An 11,979-nucleotide genomic window follows, 5' to 3' on the forward strand; every position below is an offset into this window, starting at 1 on the left:
CACATGAAAATCCACGAGTATCAAGGCAAGGAACTGCTGAAGCAATTTGGCGTCCCGGTGCCGCGCGGGATCCCCGCTCTTTCCGTCGACGAGGCCGTGGCTGCCGCTGAAAAGCTGGGTGGACCGGTGTGGGTCGTCAAGGCGCAAATTCACGCGGGCGGCCGCGGCAAGGGCGGCGGCGTGAAGCTGGCCCGCTCGATCGAGGACGTGCGCAAGCTGGCCTCCGAAATCCTGGGCATGCAGCTGGTCACGCACCAGACCGGTCCGGAAGGCCAGAAGGTCCGCCGCCTGTACATCGAAGAAGGCGCGGACATCCAGAAGGAATACTACGTGTCGCTGGTCACCGACCGCGCCACCCAGAAGGTCGCCTTCATCGCCTCCAGCGAAGGCGGCATGGACATCGAGGAAGTGGCCCACTCCACCCCCGAGAAGATCATCACCGAATACATCGATCCGCTGACCGGCCTGTCGGCCGAACAGGCCACCAAGATCGCCAACGCGATCGGCCTGCCCGCCGACTCCACCGCCCAGGCCGTGGACGTGTTCCAGAAGCTGTACCAGTGCTACATGGACACCGACGCCTCGCTGGTCGAGATCAACCCCCTGAACCGCGACAGCAAGGGCAACATCATCGCCCTGGACGCCAAGTTCAACTTCGACTCCAACGCCCTGTTCCGCCACCCGGAAATCGTCGCCTACCGCGACCTGGACGAAGAAGATCCCGCTGAAATCGAAGCCAGCAAGTTCGACCTGGCCTACATCCAGCTCGACGGCAACATCGGCTGCCTGGTCAACGGCGCCGGCCTGGCCATGGCCACCATGGACACCATCAAGCTGTTCGGCGGCGAGCCGGCCAACTTCCTGGACGTGGGCGGCGGCGCCACCGCCGAGAAGGTCACCGAAGCCTTCAAGATCATGCTCAAGAACAAGGGCGTGAAGGCCATCCTGGTCAACATCTTCGGCGGCATCATGCGCTGCGACGTCATCGCCGAAGGCGTGATCGCCGCATGTAAGGCTGTCAACCTGAACGTTCCGCTGGTCGTCCGCATGAAGGGAACCAACGAAGAACTCGGCAAGAAGATGCTGGCCGACTCCGGTCTGCCGATCATCAGCGCCGACACGATGGCTGAAGCCGCCACCCGCGTCGTAGCCGCCGTCAAGTAAATATGCCCCCACGCCGCGCCCTTCGGCTTGCTGCCCCCCAAGGGGGCGTCCTGCACCTTGGGGCGGCCCGGCGGTACAAAGAAAATCCAAGGATTCACAAATGTCGATTCTGATCAACAAGGACACCAAGGTCATCACCCAGGGCATCACGGGCAAGACGGGCCAGTTCCACACCCGCATGTGCCGTGAGTACGCCAACGGCAAAGCCGCCTTCGTGGCCGGCGTGAACCCCAAGAAGGCCGGCGAGGACTTCGAAGGCGTGCCCATCTTCGCTTCGGTCAAGGAAGCCAAGGCTGACACCGGCGCGACCGTCTCCGTCATCTACGTGCCGCCGGCTGGCGCCGCCGCGGCCATCTGGGAAGCCGTCGAAGCCGAGCTGGACCTGGTCATCTGCATCACCGAAGGCATTCCCGTCCGCGACATGCTGGACGTCAAGAACCGCATGAAGGCCAAGGGCAGCAAGACCCTGCTGCTGGGCCCGAACTGCCCCGGCCTGATCACCCCCGACGAAATCAAGATCGGCATCATGCCGGGCCACATCCACCGCAAGGGCCGCATCGGCATCGTCAGCCGCTCGGGCACCCTGACGTACGAAGCCGTGGCGCAAGTCACCGAGCTGGGCCTGGGTCAATCCAGCGCCGTCGGCATCGGCGGCGACCCGATCAACGGCCTGAAGCACGTCGACGTGCTGAAGATGTTCAATGACGATCCCGACACCGACGCCGTCATCATGATCGGCGAAATCGGCGGTCCGGACGAAGTCAACGCCGCGCAGTGGGCCAAGGACAACATGAAGAAGCCGGTGGTCGGCTTCATCGCCGGCGTCACCGCCCCTCCCGGAAAGCGCATGGGCCACGCCGGCGCGCTGATCTCCGGCGGTGCCGACACCGCCGACGCCAAGCTGGAAGTCATGGAAGCTTGCGGCATCCGCACCACGCGCAACCCCTCCGAAATGGGCAAGCTGCTCAAGTCGGTGCTGTAAGCCTTTCGGCTGCGCACAAAAAAGCGCCCCTCGGGGCGCTTTTTTTTTCGTGGTCTTAGGGAAATCCCGTGTCCACGTCACGGCCGGGCAACCATACGGAAAGCTGAACGAAACTATAATGAAAGAAAATCCAGCGCGTACCAAGCAAGAATGCCGTCGAGCTCGCTACCAGGCGGTCAGTACGTTTCAACTTTAAATTCACCCATTCATTTGGTTCGTCCTAGGGGGATCACACCTAGGAAAGAGAGGCATGGAACTCAGTTCAGCGGCATTCTGGATCGCATTGCTCCAGATCATTTGGGTCAACATACTGCTATCCGGCGACAACGCCGTGGTCATTGCGCTGGCGGCGCGCTCGCTACCGCCGACCCAACAAAAGAAAGCGATCGTGATCGGCTCGGCCGCTGCGATCATCATGCGTATCGTGCTGACGCTGGTCGCGGCCAAGCTGCTGCTGCTGCCCTGGCTCAAGCTCATCGGCGCGCTGCTCCTGGTCTATATCGGCGTCACGCTGCTGCTGCCGGAAGGCGAGGAAGACGGCGCGGGCAAGAATCACGGCAATCTGCTGACCGCCATCCGCACCATCATGATCGCCGACCTGGTCATGAGCCTGGACAACGTGGTGGCCGTGGCCGCCGCCGCGATGGGCGATACGACCTTGCTGGTCGTGGGCCTGGCCATTAGTATTCCGCTGGTCATTTTCGGCAGCACGCTGCTGCTCAAGGTCATCGAGCGCTTCCCGGTTATCGTCTGGGTGGGCGCGGCGCTGTTGGGCTTCATCGCCGGCGAACTGCTGGTGGGCGACCCGGCGCTGCAGGAACCGGTGGCGCGCATCGACGCGGCGCTGGGCATGACGCAGCACAACTTCGCGCTGATGACCGGCGCGCTGGGCGCGCTGCTGGTATTGGCGATCGGCAAAGTTTTGCTGATGCGCCAGAAAGCTGACTGAAAGCTGAATTATAATAGTTTGTTGTACTGAATAACCCCGCCGCGCCTGGCGCGGCGGGCTGGCCGGCTCGGGACCGGCCATTCTTTTCATAATGCTCTCCGGGGGTTCATAGTGCTTGAGTTTTTCCAGACGCTGAGTTGGGCAGCGGTATTCCAGATCATCCTCATCGATATCCTGCTCGGCGGCGACAATGCGGTCGTGATCGCGCTTGCCTGCCGCAACCTCGCGCCCAAGCAGCGCATGCAAGGCATTCTGTGGGGCACCGCCGGCGCCATCCTGTTGCGCGTCGTGCTGATCGCCTTTGCCCTGACGCTCCTGTCGATTCCGTTCCTGAAGGTCGTCGGCGGCATCCTGCTGCTGTGGATCGGCATCAAGCTCCTGATCCCCGAAGAGGATGCGCACGGCAACGTGAAGGGCGGCACCTCCATCGCCGCCGCCATCAAGACCATCATCATCGCTGACTTCGTGATGAGCCTGGACAACGTGATCGCCATCGCCGGCGCGGCCCAGAACGCCCACGCCGACCACCAGATCGGCCTGGTCGCCTTCGGCCTGATCGTCAGCGTGCCCATCATCATCTGGGGCAGCACCCTGGTGCTCAAGCTGATCGACCGCTATCCGCTGGTCGTCACCTTCGGCGCCGCGCTGCTGGGCTGGATCGCGGGCGGCATGCTGGTCACCGACGTTGTTGTCGAGCGTCAATTCGGCGTTCAGCCGGCTGCGGTTAAAATCGGCGCAGAAATCATTGGCGCCTTGCTCGTTGTTGTCATTGGACGGTGGCTGGCAAGCCGCAAAAACGCCTCCAAGGAATCAGCACATGAGTCTGCGTAGATCCACCGATCCCCAGCAATCCGAATCGGGCCTGAGCCTGCTTCAAGGCCTGTTCGTGCTGGCCATACTCGGTGTCATTGCGACGGTCGTCGTCTCCAACTTCGTTTGATGACGCCTCGTGTCTCTACCGCAACGCCTGGTCATCGCGACCCGCGCCAGCCGGCTTGCCCTGTGGCAGGCCGAGCATGTGCGCGACCGGCTGCGCACGCTGTACCCGGCGTGCGCGGTTGAACTTCTCACCCTGACGACCCGAGGCGACCAGATCCTCGACCGCACCCTGTCCAAGGTGGGCGGCAAGGGCCTGTTCGTCAAGGAGCTCGAAAACGCGCTGCTCGACGGGCGCGCCGATCTCGCCGTCCACTCCCTGAAGGACGTGCCGGTGGATCTGCAGGCCCCGTTCGAGCTCTGCGCCGTCCTCGATCGCGCCGATCCGCGCGACGCCTTCGTCTCCAACCGCTACGCCTCGCTGGCCGACCTGCCTGCGGGCGCGGTGGTGGGCACCTCCAGCCTGCGGCGCGAATCGCAGATCCGCGCGCGCCATCCGGCGCTGACGGTCAAGCCGCTGCGCGGCAACCTCGACACGCGCCTGGGCAAGCTCGACCGCGGCGAGTACGACGCCATCGTGCTGGCCGCCGCCGGGCTGGAGCGCCTGGGCCTGGCCTCGCGCATCCGCGGCCTGCTCGAACCGGCCGACAGCCTGCCGGCGGCCGGGCAGGGCGCGCTGGGCATCGAAATCCGCGACGACCGCGACGACATGCGCGCCTGGCTGGCCCCGCTGGCCAGCGCCGACACCACCGCCTGCGTGGTGGCCGAGCGCGCCGTATCGCGCAAGCTGGGCGGCTCCTGTCAGGTGCCGCTGGCGGCCTACGCCGAGATCGAGGCGGGCACCCTGTCGCTGCGCGCGCTGGTGGCCTCGCCCGACGGCACGCGCATGGTCCGCGCCGTGCGCAGCGGCCCGGTGGCCGATGCGCAGTCCATCGGCGAGGCGGCGGCGCAGGAACTGCTCGACGCGGGCGCGCAGGACATTCTGCGCGAACTGCTGCAAGACGACGCCCGGCCGGACTGATGGCCATGACGAGCGCCCCGCGCATCGCCGTGCTGACGCGGCCCGCGGGCCGCAACGAGACGCTCGCCGAGCGCCTGCGCGCCGCGGGCTGGACACCCTGCATCCTGCCCGCGCTGGAAATCGAGGCGCTGCCGGCCGAGCCCGGCGCGCTGCCGCGCCCGTCGGACTACGACATGGTTGTGTTCGTCAGCGGCAACGCCGCCCGGCTGTACCTGGAGCAGTGGTTCGAAGCCGACGGCGCGTCGGCCTGGCCGGCTGGCGTGATCGCCGCCACGGTCGGTCCGGCCAGCGCCCGGGCGCTGCGCGGGTCGCCCGCTTTTGGCGCGAATACAACAGTTTTGCATCCATCCGAAAACGCGCCCAGCCATGATTCCGAGGCCCTCTGGGAAGTCCTGCAGGGGCTGCCCGCGCTGCCTCGGCGCGTGCTGCTCGTGCGTGGCACGCAGGGCAGGGACTGGCTGGCCGACAGGCTGCAGGCGCACGGCGCGGCCGTGACGCGCTTTGCGGCCTACCTGCGCCGCCCGGCCTGCTGGGACGCCGATCGGCTCTCCCAGCTGCGGCAATGGGCCGCGCAGGGCCTGCGGGCCACCTGGCTGATCACCAGCGGGGAGGGCGCCGACGCGGTGCGCGCGCGCCTGGACGAGGCCGGCCTGGCGCCCTGGTGGGAGCGTTGCGGTTTCGTGCTGACGCATCCCTCGCTGGCGCGGCGCGTGCCGCCGGCCGCGCAAGACGCCGCGGACCGGTCAATGGTAAAAATCTGCTTGCCCAACGACGAGTCGATATTCCAGGCCTTTGTTGCTGCTTGATTCGTTGCTTCGGACCGACACCGAATACAATCGCGTCATGACAGACAAGACTCCCGCTACCGATCCGGTCGTTCCGACGGCCGCCCCGGGCGCAAGCGCGCCCGCATCGGCCCCGGCCGATCCCGTCAAGGCCCGTCCGGCCAAACGCGGCAGTGGCTCCCTGGTCACTGCCCTGGTCATCGTCATCCTGCTGGCTGCCGGCCTGGGCTATGCCCTGTGGAAGCAGCGCACGCAGTTCGTCTCCGCCGGGCGCGAGGTCGCATCGCGGCTCGACACCCTGGCCGCCGACGCGGCCCAGGCCCGCAAGGACACCCGCGAGGCCCTGGCCCTGGCGCAGGCCCAGGCCGGCCGCGTGGCCGAGCTCGAAGCCACCGTGCGCGAAACGCAAAGCCAGTACAACGCGCTGCAGCTGGCCTGGCAGAACTTCAACGACAGCGCCAGCGACGAACTGCTGGCCAACGACATCGAGCGCCTGCTGACCATCGCCAACCAGCAGCTGCGCCTGGCCGGCAACGTCTCCAACGCCATTGTCGCGCTCGAGACCGCGCAGTCGCGCCTGGCGCGCGCCGACCGTCCGCGCTTCTCCACGCTGCAGCAATCCATCAACGGCGACCTGGACCGGCTGCGCGCCGTGTCCACCGTGGATATTCCCGCCCAGTCGGCCCGCATCGAGCGCCTGGTGGCGCTGATCGGCAAGGCGCCGCTGCTGGTGCCCGACGCCGCCGCCCCGGGCGTCGCGCCCGCCGGCGAGGCCCGCCCGGCCGTGGCGGCGCCCTCGGTAGACCCGCAGGCCGGCCTGCCGGCCGACGCGCCCTGGTGGCAGCGCTGGCGCGCCGAGATGGCCTCCTGGCCCGGCCGCGCCGGTTCCGCGCTGGCGCATGAACTCGGCGGCCTGATCACGATCCAGCGCGTCGACGAGCCCGCGGCCCTGCTGCTGTCGCCCGAACAGGCCGACCTCGTACGCGGCTCGCTGCGCCAGCGCCTGCTGACCGCCCAGCTCGCCATGCTGATGCGCCAGCCCTCGGTCTGGAAGAGCGAACTCGACAACGTCGGCACCACGCTGGCCAAGTACTTCGACTCCCGTTCGCCCGACACCGTCGCCGCCCAGGCGCTGGCCCGCGAACTGGCCCAGACCGACATCGCCGTGCGCCTGCCCGACGTGGCCGACAGCCAGGCCGCCGTGGCCGCGCTGCGCGCGGCCGGCTTCAAGACCGGCGAGCAGGACTGAGGCGGCCTATGCGTACCTGGTTCTGGACCCTGCTGCTGGCCGTAGTCGCCGTCGCCCTGGCGGTGGTGCTGCGCTCGCATTCCGGCAACGTGCTGTTGCTGATCTGGCCGTGGCGCATCGAGATGTCGCTGACGCTGGCCGTGCTGCTGATCGTGGCGGCCTTCATCGTGCTGTACGTGGGCCTGCGCCTGCTGGCCTGGCTGCTGGCCATCCCCGACCGCGTGCGGGCCTGGCGCGGCAAGCGCGCGCAGGCGCGCGACCACGAATTGCTGGAGCGCGGCTGGATCGGCCTGCTCGAAGGCCGCTACACCACCGCCGAAAAAGACCTCACCAAGCTGCTGGACCAGACCAAGGTCCGCACCCGCCGCGTGCTCGCCGCCCTGTCGGCCGCCCGCGCCGCGCATGGCCTGGGCGAGTTCGACCGGCGCGACCGCCTGCTGGCGACCGCGCAGGAACAGGCCGGCGCCGAGCCGGGCCTGATCGAGGCCACCGCCACGGTCTCGGCCGACATGCTGCTCGACCAGGGCCGCGCCGAGCGCGCGCTGGCCGTGCTCGAGCCGCTGGCCGACGGCGGCGCGCGCCACCTGCACACGATGCGCCTGCTGCTGCGCGCCCACGCCGCGCTGCATCACGACGAAGAGGTCTTCTCGCTGGCCCGCGGCCTGGTGCGCCGCAACGCCATGGCCCGCCCCGAGGCCGACCACCTGATCGACGCCTCCGGCTCGGCGCGCCTGCGCGCCGCCGCGGGCACCGAGAGCTGGCGCGCCATCTGGAAGGACCTGAAGGCCGAAGAGCGCCTGCTGCCCGAAATCGCGCTGGCCGGCGCGGCGGGCTTCGAGGCCGCCGGCGAGGCCAACGAGGCGGCCCGCGTGCTCGAAGCCGCCATCGCCGTGAAGTTCAATCCCGCCCTGGTGGCGGCCTACGCCCGCTGCGAGGCCGAACAGGTGTCGCGCCGCCTGGCGCGCGCCGAAACCTGGCTGCAGCAGCGTCCCACCGATCCCGACCTGCTCACGGCGCTGGGTATGCTGTGCCTGAACGGCCAGCTGTGGGGCCAGGCCGAACGCTATCTGCTGCGCGCCATCAGCCGCCGCAGCGACGCGCAGACCCACGCGCTGCTGGGCAGCCTGTACGACCGCCTCGACCGTCCCGCCGACGCCGTGCGCCACTGGCGCCTGGCGACCGCCGCCAGCATGGCGCTGCCGGTGCTGGCCTCGGACGCCGCGCTGCCGGCCGCGGACACCGGCTCGGACCCGTACCGCGTGGACGCCGAAGGCGGCTATGCGGTGGGCCTGTCCGATGCCGACGGCGACGCCGACATCGGCGGCGACTATCCCGCGCTGCCGCCGGCGGTGGCGGCCTCCGCCTCCGACTACGTGCTGGACCCCGACGCCCGCGTCAACAAGGAACAGCGCGAGCGCGCGCTCGCGCCGGAAGATGCGCCGCTGGCAGGCGGCAACACCTCCGACATCGACGAGTACTTCGACAGCGCCCCGATCCCGGCGGCCGCTTTCGACGAGCCCGTGCCCACCTACGCGCCGGCCACGCCTGCCGCGCCCAAACCCAAGCCCGCGCCGGCCCCCGCCAGCGTGCCGGCGACCAAGCCGCCGTTCAAGGACGACGGCTCGGTTTGAATATTCCTTCAGACACACAACAAGGTTGAACCATGAGCCTCGATCGCGTCTCCCCCGGCAAGAAGCTGCCGGAAGACTTCAACGTCATCATCGAAATCCCCATGAACGCCGACCCGGTCAAGTACGAGGTCGACAAGGACTCGGGCGCGATTTTCGTTGACCGCTTCATGCTGACCGCCATGCACTACCCGTGCAACTATGGCTACATCCCGCAGACCCTGTCCGAAGACGGCGACCCCGCCGACGTGCTGGTGCTGACGCCGTTCCCGATCCAGATCGGCGCCGTCGTGCGCTGCCGCGCCATCGGCGTGCTGGAAATGGACGACGAGTCGGGCGGCGACGCCAAGCTGCTGGCCGTGCCGATCGAAAAGCTGTACCCCCCGTACCGCAACATCAAGACCTACGAAGACCTGCCGGCCGAGGACATCGCCCGCATCCAGCACTTCTTCGAGCACTACAAAGACCTGGAGAAGGGCAAGTGGGTCAAGGTCAAGGGCTGGAAGGGCCTGGACGCCGCGCACGAGGAAATCGTCCGCAGCGCCGAGCGCTACGCCAAGGGCTGACCGGTTTCCGGGCCGCCGCCGCGGCGGCCCGCGCCTGCGCCGGTTTCCGGCCACGTATTCATCATAGGTTGATTGGACATGGACTACGTATTGCCCCCCCAGCCGCCTGTCGCGGTTCCCGTTGCCGGCAGCGCCGCGTTGTTTCCGGTGCGCCGCGTCTATTGCGTCGGCCGCAACTACGCCGAACACGCCAAGGAAATGGGCTTCACCGGCCGTGAAGATCCGTTCTTCTTCTGCAAGCCCGCCGACGCGGTGCTGAGCGTGGCCGACGGCGAAACCGCCAAGATGCCGTACCCGCCCAAGACCTCCAACCTGCACTACGAGATGGAACTCGTCGTGGTGCTGGGCAAGGGCGGGCGCGACATTCCGGTCGAGCAGGCCAACGAATGCGTGTGGGGCTACGCGCTGGGCCTGGACATGACCCGCCGCGACCTGCAAGGCGAAATGAAGAAGCAGGGGCGTCCCTGGGAAGTGGGCAAGGCGTTCGACCTGTCCGCGCCGCTGGGCCCCATCCATCCGCGCAGCGTCGTGGGCACCCTGGACAAGGGCGCCATCTGGCTGGACGTCAACGGCCAGCGCAAGCAGTCCAGCGACATCTCGCAGATGCTGTGGAACATCCCTGAAAGCATCTCGTACCTGTCCGGCCTGTTCGAGCTGCAGCCCGGCGACCTGATCTTCACCGGCACGCCCGAGGGCGTGGGCGCCGTGCTGCAAGGCGACGTCATCACCGGTGGCGTCGAAGGCCTGGGCGAACTGCGCGTCGAAATCGTCTAAATTACGGTCCGAAACCGTTTCACCACCATAGGAGCGCCAGCATGCGCAGCAAGATCGTGCTGACTGCCTTTGTCGTGTTCGGCTTTGTCCTCGCCGGTTGCAACACCGTCGCGGGCATGGGCAAGGACATGTCCAGGGCCGGCAACGCCATCACCAACGCCGCCGACAAGTAATCGGCGGAAGCAGGAAAAAAGCGCCTGGCTTATCGCAAGCCAGGCGCTTTTTTTGTCGGCGGGAGAGGGATTGCGCCGTTTTACAGCACATCCCCCGCATAATCGGCCAGGCGCGAACGCTCGCCGCGTTGCAGGGTGACGTGGCCGGAGTGGGGCCAGCCCTTGAAGCGGTCGACCACGAAGGTCAGGCCCGAGCTGCCCTCGGTCAGGTAGGGCGTGTCGATCTGGGCGATGTTGCCCAGGCAGATCACCTTGGTGCCCGGACCCGCGCGCGTGACCAGCGTCTTCATCTGCTTGGGCGTGAGGTTCTGCGCCTCGTCGATGATGAGGTACTTGTTCAGGAAGGTGCGCCCGCGCATGAAGTTCAGCGACTTGACCTTGATGCGCGAGCGGATCAGGTCCATGGTGGCCGCGCGGCCCCAGTCGCCGTTGCCTTCGCCGTCGCCCATGTTGAGCACGTCGAGGTTGTCTTCCAGCGCGCCCATCCAGGGCAGCATCTTTTCTTCCTCGGTGCCGGGCAGGAAACCGATGTCTTCACCGACCGGCACCGTGACGCGGGTCATGATGATTTCGGTGTAGCGCTTGGTCTCCAGCACCTGCGTGATGCCGGCCGCCAGCGCAAGCAGGGTCTTGCCGGTGCCCGCCTGGCCCAGCAGCGACACGAAGTCGCATTCGGGATTCATCAGCAGGTTCATGGCGAAGTTCTGTTCGCGGTTGCGCGCGGTAATGCCCCAGACGTTGTTCTTGCCATGGGTGTAGTCGCGCAGCGTGGCCAGCACCGCCATCTTGCCGCTGACCTCGCGCACCTGCGCGTACAGCGGCATCTGGCCTTCGAAGTAGACGAACTGGTTGACCACGAACTGCGAACACAGCGGCCCGTGGATGCGGTAGAAGGTGGTGCCGCCCTGCTGCCACGATTCCACGTCCTTGCCGTGCTTGTTCCAGAAGTCCTCGGGCAGCTGCATGACGCCCGAATACATCAGGTCCGAGTCTTCCAGGACGTGGTCGTTGAAGTAGTCCTCGGCGTCCATGCCCAGCGCGCGCGCCTTCAGGCGCATGTTGATGTCCTTGGACACCAGCACGACTTCGCGCTGCGGGTACTTTTCCTGCAGCGCGCGGACCACGCCCAGGATCTGGTTGTCGGCCTTGCCCATGGGCAGGTCCGAGGGCAGGGTGCTGTGGATCGCGGTGGTCTGGAACATCAGGCGCCCGGTGGCGTCCTTGTTGCCCAGCTTGGCCAGCTCCAGGCCCTCGTCGAGCTGGGTGGCGTCCTGCACCAGCGCGTCCAGCGAACGGCTGACCTGGCGCGCGTTGCGCGCCACTTCCGACATGCCTTTCTTCTGGTGGTCCAGCTCTTCGAGCGTCATCATCGGCAGGAAGATGTCGTGCTCTTCGAAGCGGAACAGCGAGCTGGGATCGTGCAGCAGCACGTTCGTGTCCAGCACGAACAGCTTGCGCGGCTCGTTCTGGGCGCGCGGCTTGGCGCGCTTGGCGGGCGTGGCCGCGGGCTTGGCCTGGCGCTGCGCGCGCACGGCAGGCGCCGCCGGAGGAGGCGTCTGGCGAGCGGGCGCGGGAGCCTGCGCCTTGCGGGCGGGGGCAGCCATGCCTTCGAGTTGCGGTTGGACGGCCAGGGCCTCGTCGTCGGTGTCTTCGAGGGCTGGCTGGGCGTTGGACCGCGCAGCGGCGGTCTTGGTGCTGCGGGCCTGCGCCCGGGCGGGCTCGCCCGAGGGGAAGGTCAGGATGGCTGCGGGGCGGGTGGGCAACTTCGGAAGCGGCATATGTGTCACTCTCCTGTGTGGGCCGGCAATAGCG

13 protein-coding genes are annotated in these 11,979 nt (G+C 67.5%); 12 read left to right on the forward strand and 1 reads right to left on the reverse strand.

What is annotated here, in order from left to right; translation table 11 throughout:
• The first annotated feature begins 3 nt into the window (after nt 1-3).
• From sucC to A6B37_RS23150, 12 genes are all read left to right on the forward strand, one after another.
• On the forward strand, nt 4-1,164 hold the full coding sequence (gene sucC, locus A6B37_RS23100) for an ADP-forming succinate--CoA ligase subunit beta (RefSeq protein ID WP_102774751.1): 1,161 nt from the start codon (nt 4-6) through the stop codon (nt 1,162-1,164).
• Nucleotides 1,165-1,264: 100 nt separating this feature from the next.
• The gene (gene sucD, locus A6B37_RS23105) at nt 1,265-2,146 is read left to right on the forward strand and encodes a succinate--CoA ligase subunit alpha (protein WP_111827023.1); all 882 of its coding nucleotides are present in this window, start codon (nt 1,265-1,267) and stop codon (nt 2,144-2,146) included.
• Nucleotides 2,147-2,396: 250 nt separating this feature from the next.
• A complete protein-coding gene (locus A6B37_RS23110) occupies nt 2,397-3,095 on the forward strand; it encodes a TerC family protein (RefSeq protein ID WP_102774749.1) in 699 nt (232 codons plus the stop codon).
• Between the two features lie 111 nt (nt 3,096-3,206).
• A complete protein-coding gene (locus A6B37_RS23115) occupies nt 3,207-3,926 on the forward strand; it encodes a TerC family protein (protein ID WP_102774748.1) in 720 nt (239 codons plus the stop codon).
• On the forward strand, nt 3,913-4,035 hold the full coding sequence (locus A6B37_RS26315; RefSeq protein ID WP_258231509.1) for a hypothetical protein: 123 nt from the start codon (nt 3,913-3,915) through the stop codon (nt 4,033-4,035). Before A6B37_RS23115 ends, A6B37_RS26315 begins: the two co-directional genes overlap by 14 nt.
• Nucleotides 4,036-4,044: 9 nt before the next feature.
• Complete coding sequence (gene hemC / locus A6B37_RS23120) at nt 4,045-4,992, forward strand: hydroxymethylbilane synthase (RefSeq protein ID WP_102774747.1); 948 nt, start codon at nt 4,045-4,047, stop codon at nt 4,990-4,992.
• A 5-nt stretch (nt 4,993-4,997) separates the two neighbouring features.
• On the forward strand, nt 4,998-5,798 hold the full coding sequence (locus A6B37_RS23125) for a uroporphyrinogen-III synthase (protein WP_111827081.1): 801 nt from the start codon (nt 4,998-5,000) through the stop codon (nt 5,796-5,798).
• Between the two features lie 37 nt (nt 5,799-5,835).
• Nucleotides 5,836-7,026 (forward strand): uroporphyrinogen-III C-methyltransferase, encoded by a 1,191-nt coding sequence (locus A6B37_RS23130; RefSeq protein WP_102774947.1) that lies wholly within the window; start codon nt 5,836-5,838, stop codon nt 7,024-7,026.
• 8 nt (nt 7,027-7,034) lie between these two features.
• The gene (locus A6B37_RS23135) at nt 7,035-8,657 is read left to right on the forward strand and encodes a heme biosynthesis HemY N-terminal domain-containing protein (RefSeq protein ID WP_111827024.1); all 1,623 of its coding nucleotides are present in this window, start codon (nt 7,035-7,037) and stop codon (nt 8,655-8,657) included.
• Between the two features lie 32 nt (nt 8,658-8,689).
• Nucleotides 8,690-9,220, forward strand: a complete 531-nt coding sequence (gene ppa, locus A6B37_RS23140) for an inorganic diphosphatase (protein WP_102774745.1) — start codon at nt 8,690-8,692, stop codon at nt 9,218-9,220.
• A gap of 78 nt (nt 9,221-9,298) precedes the next feature.
• Nucleotides 9,299-9,994 carry a fumarylacetoacetate hydrolase family protein gene (locus tag A6B37_RS23145; protein ID WP_102774744.1) on the forward strand — a complete coding sequence of 232 codons (696 nt, stop codon included), beginning with the start codon at nt 9,299-9,301 and terminating at the stop codon, nt 9,992-9,994.
• A 41-nt stretch (nt 9,995-10,035) separates the two neighbouring features.
• Complete coding sequence (locus A6B37_RS23150) at nt 10,036-10,167, forward strand: entericidin A/B family lipoprotein (protein WP_006388428.1); 132 nt, start codon at nt 10,036-10,038, stop codon at nt 10,165-10,167.
• Nucleotides 10,168-10,247: 80 nt separating this feature from the next.
• Here the strand turns inward: A6B37_RS23150 and A6B37_RS23155 are convergent, their stop codons facing one another.
• Nucleotides 10,248-11,945 (reverse strand): PhoH family protein, encoded by a 1,698-nt coding sequence (locus tag A6B37_RS23155; RefSeq protein WP_111827025.1) that lies wholly within the window; start codon nt 11,943-11,945, stop codon nt 10,248-10,250.
• Nucleotides 11,946-11,979: the final 34 nt, after the last annotated feature.

Source organism: Achromobacter sp. HZ01, assembly GCF_003267925.1.
GTDB classification, from domain to species: Bacteria; Pseudomonadota; Gammaproteobacteria; order Burkholderiales; family Burkholderiaceae_B; genus Achromobacter; species Achromobacter pulmonis_A.